31 protein-coding genes, 2 tRNA genes and 1 pseudogene are annotated in these 26,894 nt (G+C 66.9%); 21 read left to right on the top strand and 13 right to left on the bottom strand.

Going from position 1 to position 26,894, the window contains the following annotated elements; translation table 11 throughout:
• Positions 1-23: 23 nt before the first annotated feature.
• The 3 genes from aat to MYA_RS06790 all read right to left on the bottom strand — a co-directional run bounded on the left by aat (position 24) and on the right by MYA_RS06790 (position 1,594).
• The gene (aat, locus tag MYA_RS06780; RefSeq protein ID WP_014722964.1) at positions 24-788 is read right to left on the bottom strand and encodes a leucyl/phenylalanyl-tRNA--protein transferase; all 765 of its coding nucleotides are present in this window, start codon (positions 786-788) and stop codon (positions 24-26) included.
• 11 nt (positions 789-799) lie between these two features.
• A complete protein-coding gene (locus MYA_RS06785) occupies positions 800-1,345 on the bottom strand; it encodes an NUDIX hydrolase (protein ID WP_011884676.1) in 546 nt (181 codons plus the stop codon).
• Between the two features lie 172 nt (positions 1,346-1,517).
• Positions 1,518-1,594, bottom strand: a tRNA-Met gene (locus tag MYA_RS06790).
• A 213-nt stretch (positions 1,595-1,807) separates the two neighbouring features.
• On the opposite strand from MYA_RS06790, the gene MYA_RS06795 reads away from it, so the two are divergent.
• From MYA_RS06795 to MYA_RS06805, 3 genes are read left to right on the top strand one after another with little or no spacing between them, the layout of a single operon-like run.
• Positions 1,808-2,305 carry a heme-degrading domain-containing protein gene (locus MYA_RS06795; RefSeq protein ID WP_014722965.1) on the top strand — a complete coding sequence of 166 codons (498 nt, stop codon included), beginning with the start codon at positions 1,808-1,810 and terminating at the stop codon, positions 2,303-2,305.
• A gap of 9 nt (positions 2,306-2,314) precedes the next feature.
• Positions 2,315-2,647, top strand: coding sequence for a DMT family transporter (locus tag MYA_RS06800; RefSeq protein ID WP_371464602.1), 333 nt, complete (start codon positions 2,315-2,317; stop codon positions 2,645-2,647).
• 31 nt (positions 2,648-2,678) lie between these two features.
• On the top strand, positions 2,679-3,839 hold the full coding sequence (locus MYA_RS06805; protein ID WP_041493822.1) for an enoyl-CoA hydratase/isomerase family protein: 1,161 nt from the start codon (positions 2,679-2,681) through the stop codon (positions 3,837-3,839).
• Between the two features lie 130 nt (positions 3,840-3,969).
• On the opposite strand, the gene MYA_RS06810 is transcribed toward MYA_RS06805, so the two are convergent.
• The gene (locus MYA_RS06810) at positions 3,970-4,398 is read right to left on the bottom strand and encodes a hypothetical protein (protein WP_014722967.1); all 429 of its coding nucleotides are present in this window, start codon (positions 4,396-4,398) and stop codon (positions 3,970-3,972) included.
• Positions 4,399-4,739: 341 nt separating this feature from the next.
• Between MYA_RS06810 and ssuD the strand changes: the two genes are divergently transcribed.
• The 8 genes from ssuD (at position 4,740) to MYA_RS06850 (ending at position 9,865) form a co-directional block, all read left to right on the top strand.
• Positions 4,740-5,897, top strand: a complete 1,158-nt coding sequence (gene ssuD, locus MYA_RS06815) for an FMNH2-dependent alkanesulfonate monooxygenase (RefSeq protein ID WP_014722969.1) — start codon at positions 4,740-4,742, stop codon at positions 5,895-5,897.
• 16 nt (positions 5,898-5,913) lie between these two features.
• The gene (gene ssuC / locus MYA_RS06820) at positions 5,914-6,723 is read left to right on the top strand and encodes an aliphatic sulfonate ABC transporter permease SsuC (protein ID WP_014722970.1); all 810 of its coding nucleotides are present in this window, start codon (positions 5,914-5,916) and stop codon (positions 6,721-6,723) included.
• A complete protein-coding gene (locus MYA_RS06825; protein ID WP_014722971.1) occupies positions 6,720-7,685 on the top strand; it encodes an ATP-binding cassette domain-containing protein in 966 nt (321 codons plus the stop codon). The genes ssuC and MYA_RS06825 overlap by 4 nt, the downstream gene beginning before the upstream one ends.
• 55 nt (positions 7,686-7,740) lie before the next feature.
• Complete coding sequence (locus tag MYA_RS06830; RefSeq protein ID WP_006400187.1) at positions 7,741-7,956, top strand: TOBE domain-containing protein; 216 nt, start codon at positions 7,741-7,743, stop codon at positions 7,954-7,956.
• Between the two features lie 143 nt (positions 7,957-8,099).
• On the top strand, positions 8,100-8,297 hold the full coding sequence (locus tag MYA_RS06835) for a hypothetical protein (protein ID WP_011884695.1): 198 nt from the start codon (positions 8,100-8,102) through the stop codon (positions 8,295-8,297).
• Positions 8,298-8,352: 55 nt separating this feature from the next.
• Positions 8,353-8,607 (top strand): hypothetical protein, encoded by a 255-nt coding sequence (locus MYA_RS06840; protein WP_011884697.1) that lies wholly within the window; start codon positions 8,353-8,355, stop codon positions 8,605-8,607.
• Positions 8,608-8,743: 136 nt separating this feature from the next.
• A complete protein-coding gene (gene dusA, locus MYA_RS06845; RefSeq protein ID WP_014722972.1) occupies positions 8,744-9,730 on the top strand; it encodes a tRNA dihydrouridine(20/20a) synthase DusA in 987 nt (328 codons plus the stop codon).
• Between the two features lie 59 nt (positions 9,731-9,789).
• A tRNA-His gene (locus tag MYA_RS06850) sits at positions 9,790-9,865 on the top strand.
• Between the two features lie 403 nt (positions 9,866-10,268).
• Here the strand turns inward: MYA_RS06850 and MYA_RS06855 are convergent.
• Positions 10,269-10,997, bottom strand: a complete 729-nt coding sequence (locus MYA_RS06855) for a lysozyme inhibitor LprI family protein (RefSeq protein ID WP_041493960.1) — start codon at positions 10,995-10,997, stop codon at positions 10,269-10,271.
• Positions 10,998-11,644: 647 nt separating this feature from the next.
• Here MYA_RS06855 and MYA_RS06860 point away from each other — a divergent pair.
• The gene (locus tag MYA_RS06860; RefSeq protein WP_034193189.1) at positions 11,645-13,084 is read left to right on the top strand and encodes a PAS domain-containing sensor histidine kinase; all 1,440 of its coding nucleotides are present in this window, start codon (positions 11,645-11,647) and stop codon (positions 13,082-13,084) included.
• A gap of 79 nt (positions 13,085-13,163) precedes the next feature.
• Here the strand turns inward: MYA_RS06860 and MYA_RS06865 are convergent, their stop codons facing one another.
• Both MYA_RS06865 and MYA_RS06870 read right to left on the bottom strand, forming a co-directional pair.
• A complete protein-coding gene (locus MYA_RS06865) occupies positions 13,164-13,628 on the bottom strand; it encodes a plasmid fertility inhibition factor family protein (protein ID WP_011884706.1) in 465 nt (154 codons plus the stop codon).
• A 618-nt stretch (positions 13,629-14,246) separates the two neighbouring features.
• Positions 14,247-14,990 carry a DUF695 domain-containing protein gene (locus MYA_RS06870; RefSeq protein ID WP_014722976.1) on the bottom strand — a complete coding sequence of 248 codons (744 nt, stop codon included), beginning with the start codon at positions 14,988-14,990 and terminating at the stop codon, positions 14,247-14,249.
• A 120-nt stretch (positions 14,991-15,110) separates the two neighbouring features.
• Here MYA_RS06870 and MYA_RS06875 point away from each other — a divergent pair, with 120 nt between their 5' ends.
• Together MYA_RS06875 and MYA_RS06880 are read left to right on the top strand one after the other, a co-directional pair.
• Complete coding sequence (locus tag MYA_RS06875) at positions 15,111-15,419, top strand: hypothetical protein (RefSeq protein ID WP_011884709.1); 309 nt, start codon at positions 15,111-15,113, stop codon at positions 15,417-15,419.
• A gap of 270 nt (positions 15,420-15,689) precedes the next feature.
• Positions 15,690-16,163, top strand: coding sequence for a VOC family protein (locus MYA_RS06880; protein ID WP_014722977.1), 474 nt, complete (start codon positions 15,690-15,692; stop codon positions 16,161-16,163).
• Between the two features lie 95 nt (positions 16,164-16,258).
• On the opposite strand, the gene MYA_RS06885 is transcribed toward MYA_RS06880, so the two are convergent.
• Positions 16,259-17,230, bottom strand: coding sequence for a GGDEF domain-containing protein (locus MYA_RS06885; protein WP_011884713.1), 972 nt, complete (start codon positions 17,228-17,230; stop codon positions 16,259-16,261).
• Positions 17,231-17,458: 228 nt separating this feature from the next.
• Here MYA_RS06885 and MYA_RS06890 point away from each other — a divergent pair, with 228 nt between their 5' ends.
• Positions 17,459-17,680, top strand: coding sequence for a hypothetical protein (locus MYA_RS06890; protein WP_011884715.1), 222 nt, complete (start codon positions 17,459-17,461; stop codon positions 17,678-17,680).
• 160 nt (positions 17,681-17,840) lie between these two features.
• On the opposite strand, the gene MYA_RS06895 is transcribed toward MYA_RS06890, so the two are convergent.
• The gene (locus MYA_RS06895; RefSeq protein WP_011884717.1) at positions 17,841-18,464 is read right to left on the bottom strand and encodes a phospholipase D family nuclease; all 624 of its coding nucleotides are present in this window, start codon (positions 18,462-18,464) and stop codon (positions 17,841-17,843) included.
• A gap of 237 nt (positions 18,465-18,701) precedes the next feature.
• On the opposite strand from MYA_RS06895, the gene MYA_RS06900 reads away from it, so the two are divergent.
• The 5 genes and pseudogenes from MYA_RS06900 (at position 18,702) to MYA_RS06920 (ending at position 23,087) form a co-directional block, all read left to right on the top strand.
• Positions 18,702-19,754, top strand: coding sequence for an NADP(H)-dependent aldo-keto reductase (locus tag MYA_RS06900; RefSeq protein WP_014722978.1), 1,053 nt, complete (start codon positions 18,702-18,704; stop codon positions 19,752-19,754).
• 160 nt (positions 19,755-19,914) lie between these two features.
• Positions 19,915-20,104, top strand: a pseudogene (locus MYA_RS06905) (LysR family transcriptional regulator); the annotation flags it as partial.
• Positions 20,105-20,257: 153 nt separating this feature from the next.
• Positions 20,258-21,397: a tRNA 2-selenouridine(34) synthase MnmH gene (gene mnmH / locus MYA_RS06910; protein WP_014722980.1), complete on the top strand. Its 1,140-nt coding sequence runs from the start codon at positions 20,258-20,260 to the stop codon at positions 21,395-21,397.
• Positions 21,394-22,452 carry a permease gene (locus MYA_RS06915; protein ID WP_011884723.1) on the top strand — a complete coding sequence of 353 codons (1,059 nt, stop codon included), beginning with the start codon at positions 21,394-21,396 and terminating at the stop codon, positions 22,450-22,452. The genes mnmH and MYA_RS06915 overlap by 4 nt, the downstream gene beginning before the upstream one ends.
• Positions 22,453-22,664: 212 nt before the next feature.
• Positions 22,665-23,087 carry a hypothetical protein gene (locus MYA_RS06920; RefSeq protein WP_011884724.1) on the top strand — a complete coding sequence of 141 codons (423 nt, stop codon included), beginning with the start codon at positions 22,665-22,667 and terminating at the stop codon, positions 23,085-23,087.
• Positions 23,088-23,135: 48 nt separating this feature from the next.
• Here the strand turns inward: MYA_RS06920 and MYA_RS06925 are convergent, their stop codons facing one another.
• Positions 23,136-23,969, bottom strand: coding sequence for an ABC transporter permease (locus MYA_RS06925; RefSeq protein ID WP_014722982.1), 834 nt, complete (start codon positions 23,967-23,969; stop codon positions 23,136-23,138).
• 6 nt (positions 23,970-23,975) lie between these two features.
• Entirely contained in the window at positions 23,976-24,890 is a 915-nt protein-coding gene (gene nodI / locus MYA_RS06930) for a nodulation factor ABC transporter ATP-binding protein NodI (RefSeq protein WP_014722983.1), read from the bottom strand.
• A gap of 325 nt (positions 24,891-25,215) precedes the next feature.
• Between nodI and MYA_RS06935 the strand changes: the two genes are divergently transcribed.
• Positions 25,216-25,713, top strand: coding sequence for a universal stress protein (locus MYA_RS06935; protein ID WP_011884727.1), 498 nt, complete (start codon positions 25,216-25,218; stop codon positions 25,711-25,713).
• Positions 25,714-25,824: 111 nt separating this feature from the next.
• Here the strand turns inward: MYA_RS06935 and MYA_RS06940 are convergent, their stop codons facing one another.
• Both MYA_RS06940 and MYA_RS06945 read right to left on the bottom strand, forming a co-directional pair.
• A complete protein-coding gene (locus tag MYA_RS06940; RefSeq protein ID WP_014722986.1) occupies positions 25,825-26,526 on the bottom strand; it encodes a DUF2939 domain-containing protein in 702 nt (233 codons plus the stop codon).
• A 29-nt stretch (positions 26,527-26,555) separates the two neighbouring features.
• Complete coding sequence (locus MYA_RS06945) at positions 26,556-26,894, bottom strand: hypothetical protein (RefSeq protein ID WP_011884731.1); 339 nt, start codon at positions 26,892-26,894, stop codon at positions 26,556-26,558.

Here is a 26,894-nt window from a genome sequence, read left to right on the forward strand (position 1 = left end):
CGATGCAGGGAAGGAGTGCCGCGCTAGCGCTCGATCCCACGAGGGGCCGCCGCTCCGGCGGGGCCCGTCAGCGCGGCGAGCGCGCGCTTGTCGAACTGCCACGGAATCGGCGGTTCGGCCACCGCGCGGCGCACGTGAGCGACAAAGGCCTTGCGTGCGATCTCGCGGCCGCCGAGCGACGCTAGATGCGACGTATTCTGCTGGCAGTCTATCATTTCCAGCCCCTGGTCGCGAAGGTGCGCGACCAGCGTCGCCAGCGCGATTTTCGATGCGTCGGTGGCATCCGCGTACATCGATTCGCCGAAGAACATCCGTCCGAACGCGACGCCGTAGAGGCCGCCCACCCGCCGGCCGTCGTGCCACGTCTCGATGCTGTGCGCGTTGCCCGAGCGGTGGAGCGACGTGTACGCGTCGATGATCTCCGCGGTGATCCACGTGCCGCGCTGACCGCGGCGCGGCGCCTGCGCGCAGGCGCGCATCACGCCGGCAAAATCGTGATCGACGCGCACTTCCCATGCGGCGTCGCGCAGCACGCGCTTGAGCGTCTTGCGCAGCGACGGCGACACCTTGAATTCCGCCGGCGCGAGAATCATCCGCGGATCGGGGCTCCACCACAGCACCGGCTGGCCGTCCGAGTACCACGGGAAGATGCCGCGCAGGTAAGCGTCGATCAGCCGCGACGGCAGCAGGTCGGCGCTCGCGGCGAGCAGCCCAGGCGCGCCGGTCGCGGGCCCGAGCGCGCGTTCGACGGGCGGAAACGGATCGTCCGGGTCGAGCCAGGGGACCATGGGGCGCGGGCTCAGCCGGTGCGCAGCGAGCGGAAGATATCGCCGGTATGCACGCCGTAGTCGCCGGCGGCGCGATCGGCGAAGAAGAAACGCAGCGTCTGGCTGACGGTCGGGAACGCGATCTCGTCCCACGGGATGTCGGCTTCGTCGAACAGCTTCACTTCGAGGCTTTCCTCGCCGGCCTCGTAGTCGGGATCGATGAGCCGCGCCAGATAGAACAGGTGGACCTGGTGCACGTGCGGCACGTTGAGCAGCGTGAACAGGTTCTGTATCTCGACGCGCGCGCCGGCTTCCTCGAGCGTTTCGCGTGCGGCGGCCTCGGCCGTCGTCTCGCCCATTTCCATGAAGCCCGCGGGCAGCGTCCAGAACCCGTAGCGCGGTTCGATCGCGCGGCGGCACAGCAGCACCTGATCGCCCCAGACCGGCACCGTGCCGACCACGTTGCGCGGATTCTGGTAATGGATCGTGCCGCAGTGATCGCAAACGAAGCGCTCGCGGTTGTCACCCTGAGGAATGCGCGCGATGACTTCGTGGCCGCAGACGGAGCAGAATTTCATGTCGAGTGGAAGGGACGAGGTGATGCGAGTGTATCACCGGGGCCGCGCATTCTCGAACGCCGGCGCGTGTGCGCGGTGTACCGCGGTGCGCGCGACGAGCGATGCAAGAAACCAGGCGCGGAAAAACAAAAAGCCCGGCGCAGAGCCGGGCTTTTTGCATGAATCGGGACGTTGGTTGCGGGGGTAGGATTTGAACCTACGACCTTCGGGTTATGAGCCCGACGAGCTGCCAGACTGCTCCACCCCGCGTCCGTCGAAGAATTGAATTATATGGACTTCCCCAAATGCATGCAAGCACTTTCTGACAATCGTGCTGCACGGCCCATCGCGGGCCGCGCAGGGCGGAGGTTCGGGCGCGTGCGCTAGAATCGCTCGGTTTGCTCGTGTCATTCATACCGCAGCGCGGCCGTGCGCATCTCGCATCGTCGCCGTTGCAACCCTCACTACTGCCTCGACGGATTCATGGACATCGCTCACGATCTGCAATCGATCGGCGCGCAGGAACAGGCGCTCGTGTTTCCCCAATTCGACCCCGCGCGCGCATGGTCGCTCGGCAACCGCATGCATGCGCTCGCGACGGCACGCGGCCATGCGATCGCGATCGACATCGCGACGTTCGGTCAGCCGCTGTTCTTTGCGGTGCTTGCGGGCGCGACGCCCGACAACGCGGACTGGGTGCGTCGCAAGCGCGCCGTGGTCGCGCATTTTCGCCGCAGCTCGTATGCGATCGGCCTGCGCATGCAGCAGGCCGGCGCAACGCTCGCGGACAAGCACGGGCTGCCGATCTCCGAATATTCGCCGCACGGCGGCTCGTTTCCGCTGACCGTCGCCGGGGCCGGCGTGATCGGCTCGATCACCGCATCGGGGTTGCCGCAGCGCGCGGATCACGAGTTCGTCGTCGAAGCGCTGTGCGCCGAACTCGGACACGACTATGCGGTGCTGGCACTCGAAAGGAGCTGACCCATGCAGCTGCCCGGTTACGCATGGCTCGCGATCGCGATCGTCGCGGAAGTGGTCGGCACATCCGCGCTGCGCGCGGCCGACGGCTTCACGCGCTTCTGGCCGTCGGCGCTGGTCGTCGCGGGCTACGGGATCGCGTTCTACTGCCTGTCGCTGACGCTGCGCACGATGCCCGTCGGCATCATCTACGCGGTGTGGTCCGGCGCCGGCATCGTGCTGATCACGCTCGTCGCGATGCTGCTGTATCGCCAGGTGCCCGACGTACCGGCGGTGATCGGCCTCGGGCTGATCGTCTCGGGCGTCGTGGTACTGAACCTGTTCTCGAAGATGCAGGCGCACTGAGCGTGCGCCCGCGATACGCCGGATGACTCACATGACCGATTCCACTTCCCGTTCCGGGCCCGCTGGCGCGGACACGCCTCAGCCCGATGTGCGCGCGTACGTCGCGAACCGCATCGGCTATCTCGAACTGAACCGGCCGAAGGCGCTCAATGCGCTGTCGGTCGGGATGATCCGTCTGATGCAGCAGGCGCTCGATGCGTGGCGCGCCGATCCCGACGTTGTCGCCGTCGTCGTGCACAGCCCGCATCCGCGCGCATTTTGCGCGGGCGGCGACGTGCGCTTCTTCCACGACGCATGGCAACGCGGCGAGCGCGATGCGATCGACACGTTCTTCATCGACGAATACACGCTCAACCATACGATCTTCACGTATCCGAAACCGTACATCGCGCTGATGCACGGCGTCGTGATGGGCGGCGGCATGGGCATCTCGCAGGCCGCGCGCCATACCGGCGGCCTGCGGGTCGTGACCGATTCGACCAAGATGGCGATGCCCGAGACGCGCATCGGCCTGTTCCCGGACGTCGGCATGAGCTGGTTTCTCGCGCGCACGCCCGGCGCGATCGGCCGCTACCTCGCGGTGACGGGCGCGACGCTCGATGCGGCCGGCGCGTTGTACGCGCAGCTCGCCGACGTCTATCTGCCCGATGCGGCGCTGCCTGCGCTGCTCGATACGCTGCGCAGCGCGCGCCTCGACAGCGGCGCGCACGCAGTGCAATGCGTGATCGACGCGGCCGCCGCGCACCGCGTCGTGCCGACGCCCGATACGTCGGCGCTCGCCGCCGCGCGCGCCGGCATCGACCGCCATTTCGCGCAGCCCGACCTCGGCGCGATCCTCGCGTCGCTCGACGCGGCGCGCGACGGCGCGGCCGTCGACGGATGGGTCGCGCAGGCCGCCGATGCGATGCGCAGCCAGTTGTCGCCGCTGTCGATGGCCGTGTCGCTCGAGGTCGTCGAGCGCGCGCGCGATGCGACGATGGCCGATTGCCTGCGGCGCGACCTCGACCTCACGCGCTCGACGTTCGCGCACGGCGACGTGATCGAAGGCGTCAGGGCCTTGATCGTCGACAAGGACCACCAGCCGGCGTGGCGCTTCAAGTCGATCGACGCGCTCGATCGCGCGGACGTCGTCGCGATGTTCGACAGCCCGTGGCCGCCCGACACCCATCCGCTGCGCGACCTCGAGGACTGATCGCGAGCGTCACGCGATCGCTTCAAAAACAAAAGAGGCCGCGTGCGAGTGCACGCGGCCTCTTTGCGTTGCGGATAGCGGTTCGGCCGCGTCGCGGCCGCAACGCCGTCCGCGCTGCGGACGGGCGCGCTTACTCGTCGCCGGCGTCGTCCGACATGAACGCGCGCATGAACACGAGCGCGCCGAATCCCCACACCGCGTTGGTCGCGAAACCGGCTGCGAGCACGGGCATCATGTTGCCCGACGGCCAGATGCCGCGCAGCGGATCGATCGCGAACACGCGTGCCGCGGTCAACACGATGCCGCCGAATACCAGTGCGCCGATCCACGGTGCTTCGCGATCCGGCGACACGCGCAGCAGCCACGCCATCGGCACCGCACAGCACGCGCTGATCAGCGCGTTCGCGACGAATTCAGGAATACCGAGCGGCGCGAACGGTTGCGTCGAGAAGCCGGCGGCGGCGATCAGATCGGCCGTATGCAGCAGCGCGAGCGTCGCTTCGCGGAAGAACAGGGCGGCCAGGAAGCCGGACAGGAACGGCAGGATCAGTTTCTGCATCGATGAGTGCATTGCAGGCGTGCACGACGCAAGCCGGGCGCGCGAAGTTGTTCGGAGAGATCCGTCATTATAGGGGCCGGTCGACGCGATATTCGCTGCAGCGTCGTGCTAATCACGAAAGCGGAAAACCTAAGCTCAAAAAAATCGTTCCTAAGCCCTGTAGCGATCCATAGACTGATTTCCCGGAATCAGCCGTGCAGTGGCGCTCTCGCGAGCGGCACGATCAGGCCGGCGAGCCATCCCGATTTGAATGCACACCATGCATGCGCCGCGTAATCGCGATGCATGCAGGGGCGCCTTTTGTCCGAATTCCGGCACGAACAGTCAAGCAGGAGCAGCAGATGAACGTTTTCTGGTTTATTCCCACGCACGGCGACAGCCGATACCTCGGCACGACCGAAGGCGCGCGCGCAGCGGACTACGACTATTTCAAGCAGATCGCCGTCGCCGCCGATACGCTCGGCTACGAAGGCGTGCTGCTGCCCACGGGCCGTTCCTGCGAGGATGCGTGGGTCGTCGCGTCGAGCCTGATCCCGGCGACGCAGCGTCTGAAGTTCCTCGTCGCGATCCGTCCCGGCATCGCGTCGCCGGGGCTGTCGGCGCGGATGGCCGCGACGTTCGACCGGCTGTCGGGCGGCCGGCTGCTGATCAACGTCGTGACGGGCGGCGACTCCGCCGAGCTCGAAGGCGACGGCCTGTTCGCCGATCACGACACGCGCTACGAAATCACCGACGACTTCCTGAACATCTGGCGTGGGCTGCTCACCGCGTCCCACGACAACGGCGGCTTCGACTATATCGGCAAGCATCTGCAGTCGAAGGGCGGCAAGGCGCTGTATCCGCCCGTGCAACGGCCGCATCCGCCGCTGTGGTTCGGTGGCTCGTCGCCGGCCGCGCATGCGATCGCAGCCGACCACATCGACACCTATCTGACCTGGGGCGAGCCACCCGAGGCCGTCGCGAAGAAGATCGCCGACATCCGCGCCCGCGCCGACGCGCGCGGCCGCAAGATCAAGTTCGGCATCCGCCTGCACGTGATCGTGCGCGAGACCGAGGACGAAGCGTGGCGCGACGCGGAGCGCCTGATCAGCCGTCTCGACGACGAAACGATCGCCCGCGCGCAGCAGGTGTTCGCGAACATGGATTCGGAAGGCCAACGCCGGATGGCCGCGCTGCACGGCGGCAAGCGCGGCGGCCGCGACACGCTCGAGGTGTATCCGAACCTGTGGGCCGGCGTCGGTCTCGTGCGCGGCGGCGCGGGAACGGCGCTCGTCGGCAATCCGCAGCAGGTCGCGGAACGCATGCGCGAATACGCGGATCTCGGCATCGAGACGTTCATCCTGTCCGGCTATCCGCATCTCGAGGAGTCGTACCGTTTCGCGGAACTCGTGTTCCCGCTGATCAAGAGCGGCGGCGCGAAGCGGGCGTCCGGTCCGCTGTCCGGGCCGTTCGGCGAGATCGTCGGCAACAACTATCTGCCGAAGGCGAGCCAAAGTTGAACGAAGGAGGCTGGCGATGACAACGAAAACCTCCGTGACCGCCGCCGTCGCCGCCCGCGCGTGGCGCGGCGTCGCGCCGTGGCTCGTGCCGCTCGCGCTGTTGGCCGGGTGGGAGATCGGCGCGCGCGCCGGCTGGCTGTCGACCCGCGTGCTGCCCGAACCGGTGGCGGTGGTGCGCGCCGCATGGTCGCTCGTGACGTCGGGCGAAATGTGGGCGAACGTCAAGGTCAGCACGTGGCGCGCGCTGTTCGGCTTCGCGATCGGCGGCGGCGTCGGCCTGGCGCTCGGCCTCGCGACCGGTCTGTCGAAGGCGGCGGAGGTCGCGCTCGATTCGACGATCCAGATGATCCGCAACATCCCGGCGCTCGCGATGATTCCGCTCGTGATCCTGTGGTTCGGCATCGACGAGAAGGCGAAGCTGTTCCTCGTCGCGCTCGGCGTGTTCTTCCCGATCTACATCAACACGTATCACGGGATCCGCTCGGTCGACGCGAACCTGATCGAGATGGCGAAGAGCTACGGCGTGCGCGGCTTCGCGCTGTATCGCGACGTGATCCTGCCCGGCGCATTGCCGTCGATCCTCGTGGGCGTGCGCTTCGCGCTCGGGCTGATGTGGGTGATGCTGATCGTCGCGGAAACGATCTCCGCGCAATCGGGCATCGGCTACATGACGATGAACGCGCGCGAATTCCTGCAAACCGATGTGGTGGTGGTCGGCATCCTGCTGTACGCGGTGCTCGGCAAGCTGGCCGACGTGCTCGCGAAATGGATCGAGCGCGTGACGCTGCGCTGGCACCCCGCTTATCAACCCGGAGCAAAGGCATGAATGCGACGACTTCGGCGGCGGCCTACGGCGCGCTCGCCGGCGCAGACCTCGAGGCCGAGCTGGCACACGCGCGCGTGACCGACGATGACGCGCGCGACGCGGCGCTCGCCGAGCGGGACGGCCGCGCATCGGTGGTCCCGATCGCGCCGCGCCGCGCGGGCAATCCGTCACGGGACGATGCGGTGAGGCTGTCGGGCGTCAGCAAGCGGTTCGGTGCGCGCACCGTGCTCGATGACGTCGAACTCGGCATCGCGCGCGGCAGCTTCGTGGCGATCGTCGGTCGCAGCGGCTGCGGGAAATCGACGCTGCTGCGTCTCGTCGCGGGGCTCGACGCGCCGAGCAGCGGCACGCTCGCGACGCACGGCGACGGCGGCGGCGCGCTCGACACGCGGATCATGTACCAGGACGCGCGCCTGCTGCCGTGGAAGACCGTGCTGCAGAACGTGATGCTTGGCCTCGGCCGCGGCCGAGAGGCGCGCGAGCGGGCGCGTGCGGTGCTCGACGAAGTCGGACTGCTGGAGCGCGCGAACGACTGGCCGGCCCAGCTGTCGGGCGGCCAGCGGCAACGCGTCGCGCTGGCCCGTGCGCTCGTGCACCGGCCGCAGTTGCTGCTGCTCGACGAGCCGCTCGGCGCGCTCGACGCGCTCACCCGCATCGAAATGCATGCGCTGATCGAGCGCTTGTGGCGCGAGCACCGGTTCACCGCGCTGCTCGTCACGCACGACGTGCAGGAAGCCGTCGCGCTCGGCGACCGGATCCTGCTGATCGAGCAGGGGCGCGTCGCGCTCGATCAGCCCGTGCCGCTCGAGCGGCCGCGTGCGCGCGCGTCGGCGGCGTTCGCGGCGCTCGAGGACCGCGTGCTGCAACGCGTGCTCGCCGGCGGGCCGGGCGGTGCCGATCCGCACGCGGCACGCGACGACGATTACGTACGACCGGCCGCGCAGATTCGCTGGGCCGTTTAAACGCGGGCGGCTGAGGCCGCCCGTCCCTGGACTTTCCATTCGGAGCGATTACCCGATGAGCATCACTGCAATCAACGTACGTAACCAGTTCAAAGGCAAGGTGAAGGAGATCATCCGCGGGCCGGTGGTGTCGGAAGTCGACGTCGAGACGCCGTTCGGCATCGTCACGTCGGTGATCACCACGCGCTCGGTCGACGAACTCGAACTGAAGGTCGGCGCGGAAGTCGTTGCGCTCGTCAAGTCGACCGAGGTGTCGATCGCGCGCCTCTGAGCCGGTTTGCCGTGCCGGCGCGCGGGTGGGGCGGTTGCCCGTCCGCGCGGCGGCGGGCGGCGGGTTCAGCCCGCGTTTGCCTCGGTATTCGCCGTCCGGACGAAGTGCTAGGATGGAGCGACACCGATGCCGGAGGCCAACGCATGACCCCCATCCTTTCTCCCGAAGCCATCGAGGCGCTGAAGTGGATCGACCAGTTCGGCGACAGCCGGCCGGTGCCCGCCGCGTTCGACGACGTGGTGTATGCGTTGCTGAACGAAGGGCTGATCTACCAGGCGGCAGCCGGGCGCGTCGATCTGACCGCCGACGGCCGATCCGTTTTGTCCAACGAATACGATTGAGCGCGCGTCGCCGGCCGCCGCGGCGGCCAGGCGCCGTGGCGCGACGGAGCCAGCGATGGAACCGACGGGCAGCGATCTCGGCGATTTCAGCGAGCCGTACCGAGGCTATGAGATCGAGGTGAAGACCGAGCAGGTGTGGGACGGCGAGCACGCGCACTACCGCGTGCTGCAGGACGCCGTCGTGCGGATCGACTGGCGGCTCGTGAAAGTCGACGGGATGCTGCTGACCGAACGACGTGTGATCGAGCGCGTGCTCGACGAGGCGCGGCGCGCGGTGGACGTCGAACTGGGCGGCGGCGCGGCCGCGTAGCCTCGTTACGGTGGCCGGCGCGGCCGTGCGGCCCGCGTTGCGGTAAAATCACGGGTTGCCTTTCGCGCTGCTTGCTGCCCCGAATTCCATGTCCGCACCGTCTACGCTTCCTCCCCGCCGCGTTTCCGTGGCGCCCATGCTCGACTGGACCGATCGTCATTGCCGCTCGTTCCATCGCACGCTGACGCGCGACACGTGGCTGTATACGGAAATGATCACGACGGGCGCGCTGCTGTTCGGCGACGCGCAGCGGCATCTCGCGTTCACGCCGAACGAATCGCCGGTCGCGCTGCAACTCGGCGGCAGCGAACCGGACGATCTCGCCCGCGCCGCGAAGCTCGGCGAGCAGTGGGGCTACGACGAGATCAACCTGAATTGCGGGTGCCCGTCCGAGCGCGTGCAGCGCGGCGCATTCGGTGCGTGCCTGATGAACGAGCCGCAACTCGTCGCCGACTGCGTGAAGGCGATGCGCGATGCGGTGTCGGTGCCCGTGACGGTCAAGCACCGGATCGGGGTCGACGCAGTGGAGGACTATGCATTTGTGCGCGACTTCGTCGGCACGGTTGCGCAGGCAGGCTGCGACACGTTCATCGTGCATGCCCGCAATGCGATTCTGAAAGGGCTGTCGCCGAAGGAGAACCGCGAGATCCCGCCGCTCAAGTACGACTATGCGTATCGGCTGAAGCGCGATTTCCCGGCGCTGGAGATCGTGATCAACGGCGGGATCAAGACGCTCGACGAGGTGGCGGAGCATCTCGAGCACGTGGACGGCGTGATGCTCGGCCGCGAGGCGTATCACAACCCGTACGTGCTCGCGGGCGTCGATGCGCGCTTTTACGGATCGACCGCGCCAGCGCCGACGCGCGAAGAGGCCGAGGCGAAGCTGATCGAATATTGCGCGGCGGAGTTGAAGCGCGGCACCTATCTCGGCGCAATCGTCCGGCACGCGCTCGGCCTGTATCGCGGTGTCGCGGGCGCACGTGGCTGGCGGCGCGTGCTGTCGGACAACAAGAAGCTCGCGCGCGGCGATCTGAGCGTGTTCGACGAGGCGCGCACGCATCTGAACGACGCTATCGAAAATTTTGAAAAAAATGCTTTGCAAGATGGAAAAGTGTTCGTATAATCTTGTTCTTCGCTGCTGAACACGAAACGAAACAGCGAAGACGCAAAGCAGTATCAGTGGTGGCTGTAGCTCAGTTGGTAGAGTCCAGGATTGTGATTCCTGTTGTCGTGGGTTCGAGTCCCATCAGCCACCCCAAAGAATTCCTAGCGGTATCAAGTTGTTGAAAACGGCACTGTCCTTCAGGACAGTGCCGTTTTTGTTTTGGCATTCCCGAATTGGGAATTGCGCGCGGTAACGCTTTACGAGCTATGTGAAGTCGCAGGGGCGGGCAGCCGTCGCCGGACGCATGCCGATCCCGCAACGCACTGGGTCCGCCTTTGCCGGGTCACGAATACGTGCGCCGGCTCCCAGTGCCGAGTCCGTCGCGCGGCAGCGGTGCGCTGCCGGAAACGGCTCGCGGCCGAGCAGTCGCTTCTCGTCGCGCCGTTGAAGCCGCGCGCGTCAGCCGACGCAAGCCACCCGAACCCGGCCCGGGACCCGCGGCGAACCCAGACAGCGTCCCTCATCGAGCGGAGTTTGACCCGCGGCGGTCGCCGTCCTAGTTGTCTTGAACGGCCGCGTCACCGGTCTGGGCAATCTTGGATAGCACGCGCTTCTGATATGCATACCAGGACATCAGGCAGTCTTTATCGCGGCAATTTTTTTCTCGAAAGTTCCATTGCCGCCTCGTTCTATTATTGAACGCCGTTTTGTCTACCGCGGCCTCCTTGGCCTGACGGTACGTGTCGGCGAGGTCGCGGTCAGCTGCCGCCAAATCCGGATCGTGACAGATCAGAAACTCTGGAATCGACTTCGCCTTGCTGCAGTCGAAGCTCGTTTGCTGGACGGGGCCGTTGGCAGAGTCATGCTGAGCGTCGGTGGCGGGTGTGGTCGTGGTCGGTGGTTGCAGCACTTGCGATGACGATGTTGCACCGACCGGAGCTTGGCTCACGGTCTGACTTGGCGCTCTCTGGCCGAACGGAATCAGTTGCCCGGCTACGGCATCTTCCACCATTCCATTCAACAGGGATCCCGGCGCAACACGTATGGTTTCCGTCTTTACCACCATATCTCCGGCCATAGTCTGCGATTTTGCGAATTCACAGGGCGCTTGACACGCGACGCGCGTCGAGAAATTGGGATTATCTTCGTCGATCAACAGCAGGATGTACGTGCCGTCGCGAAGGCCGACGTATCGCATCATGACCAAAGGCTTGGCCGTCTTTCCGGCACGAATATCATCTTCGCTTAGGCCCGGCTCGTAACCATAAGTCCCGTCCTGATTGATGGCGTAATTATGCCGAGGCGCGGGCGGGGCAGTGGTGGTCGTTTGCGTCGGAGAAACCTGAGAGGCCGGGGCAGTGTCACTGGCCGCGGCAGGTGCCGCCGTTGTGGTTGCCGAATGAGTGTTGTCCTGCTTCGAATTACATCCCGCGAGAGCTGCAACGACAAGCAGCACAGGGCCAATATGTTTCATGGTCTTCCTCGTTTCTTGTTTGATTTAGTCTTTCCATTGCGACTAGCAGATTTCGCTGCACGCACATGCGCCTAAGGTGCGCTTGCGAGTCGATCATGTCAGTCGGCCGCGGGCATCGCAAGCGGCCCATCGCATAGCCGAGCCCGCTACCTACGGTCTGGTTCAAGGTTATTTGTTTTGTTAACTAATTTGATGCTAAATCAGTATGCCGGTGTTGACTTGGATCAGTCGGTGGCTGAAGGTGTCAAATCAGCATTTTTTTCTGATGGACACAAACGGGGAAGCAGCACGATCGCTTTTGGCGCCCCTATTTTCAGCATGATTACCGCCGCAATATCACCGCCAATTCGACCGCGGTTTATTCTGTCGATATCCGACACAAGGTTTATGGAGGAACGAGCGCCTTGGAATATGCCGAAAACGGACCGAACGGCGGGCACCCGAGCGAGGCGATCGCCATGGTTTCAGCGGAGGAGCGCTACCGCTCGCTGGTCGACGCAATCCGCGACTATGCGATTTTTCTGCTGGACCCGACCGGGCATGTCGCCAGCTGGAACGCCGGCGCGGAGCGTATCAAAGGCTATCGCGCCGACGAAATCATCGGCCAGCACTTCTCGGTCTTTTACCCATCCGACGCGCAACAGCGCGGCTATCCGGCGGAAGAACTCGCTCGCGCCGTCACGCTCGGACGCTGGGAGGACGAAGGGTGGCGCATACGCCGCGATGGTTCGAGGTTCTGGGCCAACGTCGTCATTACGCCGCTGCGAGACCGCGACGGCATGCTGGTCGGCTTCGCGAAAGTCACGCGCGACCTGACCGAGCGCCGCAGCAATGAAGAGAGACTGCGTCAGAGCGAAGAGCGCTTGCGTTTGCTGATGGACGCGGTCGAGGATGCCGTTTTCATGCTCGACCCGGACGGTCACATCACCAGCTGGAACGCCGGTGCGAAGCGGCTCAAAGGTTTCGAACCGGCGGAGATCATCGGCCACCACGTGTCGCGTTTCTATCCGGCGGAAGACATCGCGGCGCGCAAGCCGGAGAGGGAACTGGCGACCGCGGCCGCACAGGGCCGGGTGGAGGACGAGGGCTGGCGGCTGCGCAAAGACGGATCGCGTTTCTGGGCCAACGTCGTGATTACGGCGGTCTACGGTCCGGCCGGCAAATTGCTGGGCTTCGCGAAAGTCACGCGCGACATGACCGAGCGTAATCGCCTGAAGCAACTGGAGTACGCAAGCGAACTCGCGTCGCGTATCGAGACGGCCCGCGAGGAAGAAAAGAAGCGGATCTCGCGAGAACTGCACGACGACCTCGGCCAACAACTGACGGCGCTGAAGATGGGCCTGAACAGGCTCGTGACGCAGGATGACGCGACGCCGAGTGCCCAAGCGGCCCAGCTCGCCGACAGCATGCGCGCCGCGCTCGACCGCGCGATCCTGTCGGTGCGGCGCTTGTCGGCCGGCTTGCGGCCGGCGATCCTGGACGATCTCGGCCTGCTTCCCGCGCTCGAGTGGCTGGTGGACGACTTTCGGCAACGCTCCGGCTTGCGGGTGCTGTTCCACACAGAGCGTTGCGATGTGAGATTCACGGACGCCGCGTCGACGGCGTTGTTCCGCATCGTCCAGGAGGCGCTCACGAACATTGCGCGGCACGCATGGAATCCGACCGAAGTCCGGATCGCATTCCGTTGCACGGAATCGCAATGCGACCTGTCGATCGAGGACGACGGCGAGCCGGCCCCGTCAACCGAGCGCCCGCCGGCTGCGGTTCACTCGTCGGGGCTCGCCGGCATTCGCGATCGCGTGCGACGGCTTGGCGGCACGAGCGTCGCGGAGCCTTTACCGTCGCGGGGCTTCGGCATCAGTCTGTCGGTCCCGCGCAGATCGGTCACGACCGACTGAGGCCAACGGCACAACGTCGTCGTGCCGTGCTCCAGGACGTCGAGATCGAACCGGCCGCCACTACCGACCCGATCGAACGTCACATACCGCAATAGCGCGCGAGCAAATCCGCTTCCGTCTCATGCACCTCCACCGGCACGCGCGTCGCGCCCGCGTGCGCCAGATAGCGCGCGCGATGCTGCCCGTTCCGGAACGACGCAACGCCGGTCTTCGACAGACTCGGGATGCCGAGCAGCGTCCGCGGCCGCGTCTCGCGGAACGTGATGAACGGCATGTCCGGAATCCGCGCCTTGTCCGGGTCGAGAAATTCGCGAATGCCGGCCGCCTTGCCGGGCGGCCAGTCCTGAACGGACGGCAGCACGTAATCGGTCGTGTCGCGGTCCGCGCACGCGAGCAGCCGACGCAGGTCGATGGTCACGACGCGATGTCGCGAGTCGTCGGATCCGAATACCCGCTTGAGGTGCGTATAGGCGTAGGCGGCGTGTCCGGGCAACGGAACGATCCAGACGTCGACGCCGTCGTGTTGTGCCTGAGCGAGTGTCATGGTTTGCATCGTATTGCGGTGATTTCTATAGCTCGACTGTCGCAGTGCGGCGGCCTCCGTCCGCAGCGGAATGCGGCGACAGAGGTCACACGAGCAGCTAACGCGCGATCGCCGCCGCGCCGCGCTCGTCGACGCGTTCGCGATCATTCCGAGAATAACGGCACCGTGCGTCCGGAATTTATTCCCACGAGCGAAATTCACACAAGATTCACGCGGTGCAGCGCGCATCCGGACGCGCCGGCACATCGCGGACGCGGCGCGTGCCGCGCGGAGGGAAACAACGGAATTCGCCGACGAAAGGTGCAAGCGTCGCTGTCGCCGAGTGCGATCGACACTGGCGCTTGCCGGTTGCAAGGGTGAGTTGTCGCACAGACGGTTGCGCGCGCCACGATCACAATCCGACGAGTTGACCGTTCTCCCCGGCCCGGTCAACGTTTCCCCGCTCGCTCGTGCAGGAGCGGGGACTTTTTGCAGGCCGGATGCGTCAGTGGCTGTCAGGGCTCGAGCGAGCGCTCGGGACGACCGCGTCTATAGGTTGATGATGCCTATTTCCGCCGATGCGCCGCCGGGGCGTCTCGGCCCGCCAGCCGTCAGCGCGCGCGCTACGCTCCGGCCCGCTCACCCAGCCTGTTCGACGCTCGTTTCCCAACCGTCGTAGTTGCCGCCGAGCGCGCGCACCTCGCGGTTGATCTCGAGCGTATGGCGCGTGATGTCGGCCAGCGCCATCGTCCCTTCGTGCGCGAAGCGCACGGCCGATTTGCCGTCCTCGGTCGGCGCGACCGATTCGACCAGATAGCCCTTCGATTCGGCCCAGTCGGCGAACTGGTGCGCGTCGCTCGGATCGGGGAAGTAGGCCCAGTGCGCCACGCGCCGGCTCACGTCGCCGACGTCGCCTTTTTGCAGCAGGGCGTCGAGCCCGCGCATGTCGCGCATCAATTGCCAGTCGTCGTCGGTCGGGTAGAGCGTGCGCCAGTAGGTCTCCTTGTCCGGATCCTCGTGGTATGCGTATTGAAGTGCGTAGGCCGTCTGGTCGGCCAGCGCGTCGACGATCCCGGCCGCGGTGTCTTCGTCGAACGACACGTAAAACAGGAAATCCTGGTTGTTGTCGACGGTGATGCGGCCGACCTGTACGCCGTTGCGCCCGGTCACCGCGGCGTCCAGCAGCGTCTCGACGCGCGTGAGTTCGGCGAATTCGTCGCTGCCGGGCAGGCCGTCGGGCGTCGGATGCGCGAGCGCGACGCGCACGCTGAGCAGCGACGTGCGCGGGTCGGTCTCGGCGATTTCCGCGAACGCGTGATTGAAGCTGATGAAAGCCTGATGGTCGCCCATTCTGGCCGGGAAGGTTCCCCAGGCGTCGGTCATGTGTTTCTCCGGTGCACGATGGTCTGTTGACGGTTGCAAAGCGTCTCAATGTATCATCGAAAATCGCGTCGGCCGAAGCCGCGCGCGCGGCCGGTCGCAACCGTTTCGAAGGAGAGGTCGATGTCGATGTTCGCGGTGAATGGTGTCCGAATCGATGTGCGCAGCGCGCGGGTGACACACGTGCGCTGGGCGGCCGTCAACCCAACGGACCGCTCGTGGGCCGCAGCGCCCAGCGAGGCGACGGTCGCGGAGGTCGCCCGCGCGCTCGCCGCCGGCGCCGACGTGTTGGCCGTGTTCGACGAAGCGGACGCAACGGCCGTCGGGCCGAGGTTGAAACGCGTGCTGTACCGCGACGCATCCGAAGGGATCGAGCTCGACATCGACGCGACGAACGAGTCGCGCACGCTGCGCGACCTTCCGCAAATCTGACGGCAACTGCGGCGCGCGCCCGCACTGCGCAGCGCAGCACGACGACCCATCCCGCCGCGGCGGCAAACGCGATGCCGCCGGTCTCCAGCGCGCCGTTGGCGCCGCACCGCGCTCGCTGCCCGCGTACGTTCGTGCCGGTCCGGCACGACGCAAAAAAATTTCCGAACCGATGTCGATTTCAGTCGAGCCCGTTCGTCGTGTCATCGGCGGCGGATGCATCGCGCGTCCGTCCCGTTTCCGATACGACAACTCACTGAAGGAGCGACACCCATGGCCACGTCCGTCAAACCGATTCCGGAAGGGATGCGCACGCTGACGCCGCACCTGATCTGCGCCGGCGCAACCGCCGCGATCGAGTTCTACACGCGCGCGTTCAACGCCACCGAACGGTTCCGCCTGATGCTGCCCGACGGCCGGCTCGCGCACGCGTGTCTCGCGATCGGCGATTCGGCGCTGATGCTCGTGGATGAAATGCCCGAGCACGGCGCGGTCGGGCCGAAGGCGCTGAAGGGCACGCCGGTCAGTCTGCATCTGTTCGTGCCGAACGTGGATGCGGCCATCGAGCAGGCCGTCGCGGCCGGCGCGACCCTCCGGGTTCCGGCGGCCGACATGTTCTGGGGCGATCGCTACGGTCAGGTCGAGGATCCGTTCGGTCATCGCTGGTCGATCGCGACCCACCAGCGCGATCTGACGCCCGGGCAGATCGCCGAGGCGATGGCCAGCGCGCCGCCTTGCGGCAGCTGACCGCAGCAGGCAGGCCCCGCGGGGCCGACGCAGCGGGCTGAACGCCGCAGCCCCGGCCGCGCGCCGCCGCGGCATCGGCAGCGGCGTGCCGGCGCTCAGCCGCCGGTGGCCTTGCCGCGCCGCTTGTCCTCGTACATGCGCCGGTCGGCCGAATCGAGCAGGTCGGCCACCGTGCGATGACGGGCGGGATCGTAAGCGACGTGGCCGACGCTGAAGCGGATCGCGTAACCGCGCGCGTCGTCCGCGTTGCGCCGCTCGAGCGCCTGCTTCACGCGTTCGATCGGCTCGCCGACGTCGGCCGGGTCGATCGCGCTCAACAGCACGACGAACTCGTCGCCGCCGAGCCGGGCGATCACGTCGCTGTCGCGCAGCGTGCCGGTGAGCGTCTGCGCGAACGCCTTCAGTGCACGGTCGCCTTCCGCATGGCCGCAGCGATCGTTGATCGCCTTGAAACCGTTCAGGTCGAAGAACAGCAGTGCCGCTTGCCGGCCCGTGCGCTCGCACAGGCCGAGCACCTGACGCGCGAGAATCTCGAAGCCGCGCCGGTTTGTCAGTTGCGTCAGCTCGTCGGTGGTCGCGAGATGGAGCGCCGCGATTTCGCGTTCGGTCATGTGGGCGAGATCGCCGAGCAGCGCGAGCTCGTCGGCGCACAGCTCACGCGGCCGCGTATCGATCAGGCACAGCGTGCCGACCGGCGCGCCGTTCGGCGCGGCAAGCGGACGGCCTGCGTAGAAGCGAATGCCGGGCTGGCCGGTGACGAGCGGGTTGTCGTGGAAACGATCGTCGTTGAGCGCGTCCTTGACGACCATCGTGTCGTCCGCGAGCAGCGCATGCGCGCAGAACGACACGTCGCGCGAAGTCTGCGTGGCGTCGAGCCCCGGATGACTCTTGAACCACTGGCGGTCCTCATCGACGAGGCTCACGACAGCGATCGGCACGTCGAACAGCCGGCGCGCGAGGCGCGTGATGCGGTCGAAGCGTTCTTCGGGCGGCGTGTCGAGAATCGACAATGAATGGAGTGTGGCGAGCCGGGCCGTCTCGTCGGCCGGTTTGGAAGCAATCTGCATGGGTCTTTGTCTCGGGTGCCGGCATGGGCAGCCGGTCATCGAACGAATGTCGCCTCGCGCGGACACGACGTAGCAGGCGGGCGGCGGTTGCTGCCGAAGGCGCGCCGACGAGCGACTGTGAATCAGTATCGCGCATTCTCCATCGCGCCGCCAGAACGGGCTGGGCGCTCAAGCCGCCCGCTGCGAGGCCGTAAACAGGGGCGAGATCAATCGTTCCGCTATCGCCTCATGGTCCGTTTTCTGTATGCAGCGTATCTCGCGTTTGCGCTGTATCTGCTCTATCCGATGGTCCAGAACACGCTGGCCTTCAGTGCGGGCTGTATCGTCGGCGCGCTGCCGGGCGGTGCGCGCGACGTGCCCAAGCCTTCCGCGAGCGACGCGCACGCGCATCCCGGGCGATGTGTCGCGACGGCGCAGAGCGGTGGACGCTCTTCTGCCGAGATCCACTGACGTCGCTCGTTCGTACCGGCTGCGCTAGCGTCGTGCGTGCGGGGCTGGCCATTCGGCCAGGTTGATGCGTGCGCCGTCCACGCGGATCATGGACGACGTCGCGGTGCTTGCCGACCGCGGCGTGCGTGAACGGCCACGGCGATCGCGCCGATGCGGCGCGTCAATACGATGAGCGATACGGCGTGCCCTGGTCGAAGCGGCTCTGCCAATGCGCGAGGTAGCGCGACGCGAGCTGCGGGTTGTTCCACACCACGACGACGTTCTCCGAATTACGGCTGGCGGCCGACGCGCTGTAATTGAACGAGCCCGTCTCGACATGCTCGGCGTCGATCACGAGGTACTTGTCATGGTGGATCGCGTACACATCGATCGTGCGTGTCGGGATGCCCGCGTTGACGAGCAGGTTCAATGCCTGCTGGCTGCTTTTCGCGCGGTTGCCCTTGTCGTCCACGACCACCGCGACGTTGACGCCGCGCCGCTTCGCGGCGAGCAGCGCGCGCGTGATCGGCGGCGACGTGAACGAATAGGCGGCCACGCGGATGGAAGTGCGTGCTGCGCCGATCGCCTTCAGCACCAGCGCCTCGGCGCCGCCATCGGGCGAGAACGCCGATTCGACGACCTGCGTGGCGGGCGCTGCATGGGTGGGGGCGGGCAGCAGCTGCGTGACGAAATCGATCGCCTGCTGAAGCAGCGATTCGTTGTGCGTCTTGCCGAACGCGGCGAACGGAGTGGCGAGCAGGGAAGCGGCGAGACAGGCGGCGGCGAGGCGTTGGCGCGACAACATCGTGGACAGCGAATGATTTTGAGACAGCGGGCCGTGAGTGTAACGCAGACAGGGCGGCGCGGCCACGCCCGGATGTGGATGCAACGGACGACGTGGCGGGTGCGGGTACCGGGATCGCCTGCGGCAACGTGCGGCGCCCGGGGCAGCAGGCGGTCCGTAAGCGTACGCACGGCCCATCTGAACGGCGCGCGCCGATGTGATAGCGTTCCTGCTTTCCACTGACGCGACGGGAGCACCATGGAATACCGCACACTCGGCGATTCCGGCATCGAGGTCAGCCTGATCGGCCTGGGCACGATGACTTGGGGCGAGCAGAATTCGGAGCGCGACGCGCACGAGCAGATCGATTACGCGCTCGCGCAGGGCGTGACGCTGATCGATACCGCGGAGATGTACCCGGTGCCGCCGAAGGCCGACACGCAGGGCCGCACCGAGCAGTACATCGGCACCTGGCTCGCGCAACATCGTGCGCAGCGCGCACGCATCGTGCTCGCGACGAAAATCGCCGGCCCGGCGCGACAGCCGCACAACCCGCGTCACATTCGCGGCGAAGGCAATCAGTTCGACCGCAAGAATCTGACCGAGGCGCTCGATGGCAGCCTGAAGCGTCTGCAGACCGACTATGTCGACCTGTACCAGCTGCACTGGCCCGATCGCAGCACGACGACGTTCGGCCGTAGCGCGTATCCGTGGATCGACGATGCCTATACGGTGCCGATCGAGGAAACGCTCGGCGTGCTCGCGGAGTTCGTGAAGGCCGGCAAGGTCCGCGCGATCGGCGTGTCGAACGAAACGCCGTGGGGCGTCGCGCAGTTCCTGCGCGCGGCCGAGCGGCTCGGGTTGCCGCGCATCGCGAGCATCCAGAATCCGTACAGCCTGCTGAACCGCACGTTCGAGAATGGCCTGTCGGAGTTCACCCATCGTGACGGCATCGGTCTGCTCGCGTATTCGCCGCTCGCGTTCGGCTGGCTGTCGGGCAAGTACGAAAACGGCGCGCGGCCGGCCGGTGCGCGCATCACGCTGTTCGAGCGCTTTCAGCGTTACAGCAAGCCGCACACCGTTGCCGCGACGTCGCGCTACGTCGCACTCGCGCAGCGCCACGGGTTGTCGCCCGCGCAGCTCGCGCTCGCGTTCGTCAACAGCCGGCCGTTCGTGCGCAGCAACCTGATCGGCGCGACGTCGCTCGAGCAGCTGAAGGAGAACATCGGCAGCATCGACGTGAAGCTGTCCGACGAGGTCCTCGCCGAAATCGACGCGCTGCACGAATTGCAGCCGAACCCGGCGCCGTAAGCGGCCTCGATCAACGCGCGGCATCGCTATCGATGCTGCGAGGTCGCTTCATGGCGCAGCGTGGTCAGCGCATCCCGAGCCGGATGCGCGCGCTCGGCTGTGCGGCAAGACCGAACGGCGCCAGCCCATCAGGTACAGTCCAGGCGCGAGCTGGTTGCCGGGCGGCGAGCGGCTGCTGCACTTCGCACGGCTGCCTGTTGGAGGTCGAGCACGCGATGAAGGAAATCGGCGTGCTGGAAGTGCTGTATGGCAGCGTGTTGAAGATTGTGTGCCCGGAGGGATTCTTGAGCGAGTTCCTGCCCGGCGCGCTCGCCGCCTTCAAGGCGCGCCGCGCCGGTTTCTCGTTGTGGCGCCCGTGCGCGCTTTTCGCGATCACCTGCTCGACGCGATGAGCGCCACGCCGACCGCGCGCCGCCGGCGACGCCCGGCCGTGAGATAATTGCGAATCCGCCTTCCGTGCCCGTGCGGCTCGCCGAGCCGCATCGCCCCTGTTCGACGCCAAATTGAAGAACCTGATTGTCACCCTCGATCGCGCCGGCGAGTTCGACGAGATCATCGACGTGCGCACGCCGCTCGAGTTCGCCGAGGACCACATCCCCGGCGCCCTGAACGCGCCCGTACTCAGTAACGAGGAGCGCGTGATCGTCGGCACGATGTACCGTCAGGTGTCGCCGTACGAAGCGACGCGGGTCGGCGCGGCGATGGTCGCGCGCAACATCGCGCGGCATCTCGATACCACCTTCGCCGACCGTCCGCGCAACTGGCGGCCGCTGATCTATTGCTGGCGCGGCGGCAAGCGCTCGGGTTCGATGACGGCCTGGTTCAACCTGATCGGCTGGCAGGCGCGCCAGCTCGACGGTGGCTACAAGGCATACCGGCGCTCGGTGTGCGCGACGCTCGATACGCTGCCCGCGCAGTTTCGCTATATCACGCTCGTCGGTCATACGGGCTGCGGCAAGACACGGCTGCTGAACGCGCTGCGCGCAGAAGGGGCGCAGACGCTCGATCTCGAGGCGCTCGCCCGTCATCGCGGCTCGCTGCTCGGCGCGCTGCCGGGCGTGTCGCAGCCGACGCAGAAGGCGTTCGATTCGGGGCTGGTCGGGACGCTCGAACGTTTCGACCCCGCGTGGCCAGTGTTCGTCGAGTCGGAAAGCCGCAAGATCGGGCTCGTGCAACTGCCGCTCGCGTTGCTCGACGCGTTCCGCGCGGGGCCGTGGGTGCAAATCGAAGCCGCGCACGACGAGCGCATCGCGTTCCTGCTCGACGACTATGCGCATCTGTTCGACGACCCCGACGCGTTCAAGGCGCAACTCGCGCGGCTGATCGGGCTGCACAGCCGCGAAGAGGTCGCGCACTGGAGCGCGCTGATCGACGCCGATGCGCGCGCCGACCTGTTCCGCGCGCTGATCGACCGGCATTACGATCCTGCCTATGCGCGCACCTATCGTTCGTCGTACGACAGACCGAACCGCGTGCTGACGTTCACGTTCCGGCCGAACGCAGCGGACGCGCGCGATCAGGCGCGCGCGCTGCTCGACGCGCTCGCGCAGGCCGGCCTGCCGGCATCGCCCACGGGCGATGCGGCGGCGCGTGCCGACACCAATACCGATACCCACAACAACGCAACGACTCCCACACGATGACGACCACACGCTCCCAACCCAGTCCGGCGCTCGGCTGGATGACCTTCCTGCTGATCGCAGTCGCGGGCCTGTTCTACGTGAAATGGTTCCCGTACTACAACAAGGCGTTCGTCGCCGCCGAGCATCACTCGATCGGCAACTCGATCCTGATGGGCACGTCGGCGAGCGCGCCCGAACCGTCGCTGAAGGCGGCGCTCGACTACGCATGGGCGTACGGCAAGGCGATCTGGCAGGCGATGGTGCTCGGCCTGCTGCTCGGTTCGGCCGTGCAGGCGCTGTTGCCCGCGCACTGGGTCGCGCGCGTGCTCGGTCGCAGCGGCTTCGGCAGCGTCGCCGCGGGCGGCCTGCTGTCGCTGCCGGGCATGATGTGCACCTGCTGCGCGGCGCCGGTCGTCGCGGGCCTGCGCGCGCGACATGCGTCGCCGGGCGGTGCGGTCGCGTTCTGGCTCGGCAACACGGTGCTCAATCCGGCCGCGCTGGTGTTCATGGGCTTCGTGCTCGGCTGGCAATGGAGCGCGCTGCGCCTCGTGCTCGGCGTCGCGATGGTGTTCGGGATCGGCTATCTGCTGAACCGCATCGCGCGCCCCGAGGATCGCAGCATCGACGACGCGCAGCTCGCCGCTCTGGCGGCCGAGCAGGCCGCCGCCGGCAATCCGTTCGTCCGCTGGGTGAAGCTGCTCGCGCGCATGGCCGTGCGGCTCGTGCCCGAATACATCGTGCTCGTGCTGCTGCTCGGCGCGGCGCGCGCGTGGCTGTTCCCGCACATCGGTCCGGACATCGGCAACCATCTCGGCTGGATCGTCGCGTTCGCGGTCGCCGGCACGTTGTTCGTGATCCCGACCGCCGGCGAGGTGCCAATCATCCAGGCGATGCTGTCGCTCGGCATGGGCGTCGGCCCGGCCGCTGCGCTGCTGATGACGCTGCCGCCGATCAGCGTGCCGTCGCTCGCGATGCTCGCGCGCTCGTTCAAGCCGTACATGCTGGCGATCGTCTCGGTGCTCGTCGTCGTGTTCGGGGTCGTGAGCGGGCTGCTCGCGATCGCGTTCGGGTTCTGACCGGCGGCCGGCGCCGTATTGGCGGATGCTCGCTGCTGCCGCCGCTGTCACCGCAGTAGCCGCGCGCGACAGCCGCCCATGCGGACCAGCAAGCCGGCCGTGTGCGCGTGCCCGGTGACCGGCCGGCCGGCGCGCCGCCCGCGCCTCGTATTCACCCGGCACCGCCGCTACACGCGTGCGGTGCCCTTTACAAGAAGCAAACAGGAAAACGCATGACCCAACCGAAGATTCATCCTCGACTCGAAAAGGCGCTGACGCGCGGCGATCTCGCGATCCGCCAGGCCAATTCCGCACGCGCCACGGCCGTGCTGAACGCGCTCGGCACGATGATCATCGAAGCGTCCGCCACGATCGGCGTCGAAGCGAGCATCGAGATTCCGCACGGCGATCGCATCTACGACCCGGTCAACGGCCTGTGGCCGCAGAAGATGCTGGTGTCGTTCGACGGTCCGGTAGCCGAGGCCGACGCGGAGGAATTGCGCGCGGTCTATCTGATCGCCGACGATCCCGGCACGCAGTTCCGGGTCGAGTGGCATCGCGCGGACGGCAAGCTCGGTCGTCAAGAAGGCGGCCCGCTCGCGACTGTCGCGTTCCTGACCGACGTCGAAATTCCGTGGAGCGACGACGACGAGTGACGTCGCCGTCGGCTCGGCACACCGGCCGGCGCGGTATGCGCGTGCGCGTCAGCGCATCATCCGCCGCCGGAACAGCCACGCCGACACCACGAAGCCGCCGAGCGCATAGGCGGCGAGCACCGCGACGTGCAGCCCGACGTCGGTTGCCGGCCGGCCGAGCATCGCGGGCCGGATCAGTTCGACCGCGTTCGCGAGCGGCAGCAGATGCGCGGCGTGCTGCGCGAGCGGCGGCAACTGCGTGATCGGGAAGAACACGCCGGACAGCAGCAGCATCGGCGTCAGCACGAGCGTCTGGTAGAACATGAAGAAGTCGTAGGACGGCGCGAGCGCGGTGACGATCATCGCGGTGCTCGCGAACGCGAGGCCGGCGAGCGCGATCACCGGCAGCGCTGCGAGCATCGACGGAAACCGCGCATAGCCGAGCAGGCCGGCGACCAGCATGATCGCGGCGCCCGACAACAGCGCCTTGCTCGCGCCCCAGACGATCTCCCCGAGCACGATGTCGCCGAGCGCGAGCGGCGTGTGCATGATCGCTTCCCACGTGCGCTGCACGTGCATGCGCGAGAAGCCCGAATACATCGACTCGAAGCTCGCGGACATCATCACGCTCGAACCGACCGTGCCGGCCGCGAGGAAGGCGATATACGACACGCCGTCGACGTGCCCGAGCATCAGCCCCAGCCCGAATCCCAGCCCGAACAGGTAGATCATCGGATCGGCGAGATTGCCGAACAGCGACGCGAGCGCGAGCTTTCGCCACACCAGATAATTGCGCCGCCACACCGCGATCCAGTTGGTCGCATTCGCGGGCAGCGCGATCGCGAAGCGCGTTTCGCGCGGCGGGGCGGACGATGCGGAGGCGGAATAGTTGCGAACGTCCATGGTCGGTCAGTCCTGCATTTCGCGGCCCGTGAGCCGCAGGAACACGTCTTCCAGATTGGCCGGACGGTGCAGATAGCGCAATCCCGCACGGCCTTTGAGCCGCGCGGCGAGCGGTTCGGGGTCGCTCACGTAGCAGAACAGCGTTTCGCCGCTGATCTCGGTGCGCTCGGCGAACGGCGCCACCTCGTCGCGCAGCGCGACCGGATCCGGCCCGTAGATCTCGATCACGTCGCACCCGATCTCCGACTCGATCAGCGCGTGCGGCGCGCCTTCGGCGATCTTGCGGCCTTCCTCGATCACGCACAGCCGATCGCACAGGCGCTCGGCTTCTTCCATGAAGTGCGTCGTGATCAGGATCGTCTTGCCGCGCGCGAGCAGCGAGCGCAAGCGTTCCCACATCAGGTGCCGCGCCTGCGGATCGAGGCCGGTCGTCGGCTCGTCGAGCACCAGCACGTCGGGATCGTTCACGAGCGCCCGCGCGAGCGTCAGGCGCCGCTTCATGCCGCCCGACAACTCGCCGACGCGCGCGTCCGCCTTGTTCTCCAGCTTCGCGAATTCGAGCAGCGGCGGCACGAGTGCGCGCGCGGCCGGCGCGGAGATCCCGAAATAGCGGCTGAACACGAGCAGGTTCTCGCGGACCGTGAAGTCCGGATCGAGATTGTCGAATTGCGGCACGACGCCGACGCGCCGGCGCGCATGGCGGGCGCGCGACGGGACCGGCTCGCCGCAGAGCGAAATGGCGCCCGCGTCCGGATAGACGAGGCCAAGCAGCATTTTCAGTGTGGTGGTCTTGCCGGCGCCGTTCGGGCCGAGCAGCCCGTAGCATTCGCCGGCCTCGACGTGGAAGGACAGGTCGTTGACGACGAGTCGGTCGCCATAGCGTTTTTCGACGTTCCGGAAATCGATCGGTGCAACGGACATGGGCAGGGTGTCGTTGTGAACGGGCGCCGCCGCGCCGGCCGGCTCGGCGGATGCCACGCGCCGTATGCGAACGGCTCGGACTGTCGCCGGTCACACGGACATGGCTCGCGTGCCCGCGCTGACGGCACGGACGACCCATTCTAGTGCATCGACCGCGCCGCTTCAGCGCGGGCCTGCGGTTTGCGTCGGATGCGCACACGAATCGTGCGCTGCATCATTGCCGACGCGCGTGGTGCGGCGAATCAGCGTTTTCCATCCCTTGCGCGTTGGATTGCGGCGCACCATGATGATTGCATAGCGCACGTAGTCGCGACCGGGAGGTTTCATGGCTAGCTACAACAAGATTCTGCTTTGCTACGACGGCACGCTCGAGGGACGCAAGGCACTGCGGTGCGGCGCGAATCTCGCGCTCGACCTGAAGGCGGAAACGCATTTGCTGTCGGTCGTCGACATGCGCTCGAGCATCGCGCAGAGCGCGGGACTGCTGACCGATGTCGCGTGCGGCCGCTTCGAAGAAACCGCGCGCGAGATCCTGCAGGAAGGGGTGAACTGGCTGCGCGAGCGCGGCGTGCAGGCCGAAGGTCATTTTGCGTTCGGCTACCCGATCGACGAAATCGCGAACCTCGCAACCGAGATCGGCGCCGACCTCGTCGTCGTCGGCCATCGCTGTCGTAGCGGATTGTCTAGATGGTGGATGGGGGCCGGCAACACGCTACTGCTCGATCGCGTGAACTGCAGCATCCTCGTCGCATGTTCGTCGGCCCAGGAGCAGAAGGCCGAAATCGCACGCGAGCGCGAGGCGGCTACCGCGAGCGGTAAATAGTGGGCTAATGGCACGAGGATGCACGCGTTTGCCGCATGACCAGCTCGCTGGCTTCGCGATGAGCGCGTGCCGTGTGCCGCATCCGCGGCACCGCCTACCGGCAACGCGCGCTCAGCCGTGCAGGTCGATTGCCGCGAGCTTCCACGTAAACAGGCCGAAGCGGTGGAAAATCGCCGCGTAGCGTGTGCCGTCGGCGCTGCGCTGGTACGTCACGACGAACTCGTCGATATTGCGGTAGCCCGCGCTCGTTTGCTGCGTCCGGCTGGGTTCGCTCGCGCCGGCGGGCGCGGGCGCCGGGACCGATGTGGCGCCGCTGGCGGGTGCCGGCACGCTCGCTGGACTGCCGGCGCTCGTCGGTGGCACAGCCGGCGCGCTGGCTGGCGCGGTGCCTGACGGCGACCCCGACGGCGAGCCGGCCCATTCGGGAGGCCGTTCGCCGGGACTACCGCGCGGCGGGATGCCGCTCATCAACGCTGCAACACCTTCCGGCGTCGCGTACGCGTCGACCAGCGGGCCGATCAACGCAGACCCGATCAACGCGCCCAGCACCGCGAACGGATTGTTCTTCTTCACCGCGTCGATCCGGCGCATCAATTCTTCCGTGACCTGCTGCTTTAGACTGATGCGCAGCGACGGAAAATCGACGTACTCGCTGACCGCCTGCGCATCGCGCGCATCGATTGCCGATTTGAGCCGGCCGAGTGCCACGTATGGCGACGCATATGCGTAACCGATCGCCGCCAGTACGGCGACGATCAGCACGGCGATCAGTAGCGGCTTGAGCCGCCGGACGCGGCCCGCAGATCCAGTCACGATGCCTCCGGTACGGATGGGTTCCGCCCTCAGAGACCGTGGTGCGCTGCCGATCGTTCCTCGGCGATGCAACGGTCGATCATCCGGCAGACGGCGTCGATCGTCCCCACCATGATCAGGCGCGAGCGGCCGTGATAGACGCGCACCGGTGCGCGGCGCGCCGGTTCCGCATGATTCAGGCCGGCATTCAGCGAGACCCGCGCGAATGCGGGCAGCGCCGACGGCAGCAGCGACGCCTGCCGTTCGACTGCGACTTCTTCGCTCACTGCGGGCGCCGCAGCGGACAGCGGCGCGCAGGGCGTGCGGCCGCGCAGGTGACGCAGGCGGCCGAATTGACGGAAAGGCAGCAGACGGGACAGGCGTTCCAT

The sequence above is a fragment of the Burkholderia sp. KJ006 genome, from assembly GCF_000262695.1.
Lineage (GTDB): Bacteria > Pseudomonadota > Gammaproteobacteria > Burkholderiales > Burkholderiaceae > Burkholderia > Burkholderia vietnamiensis.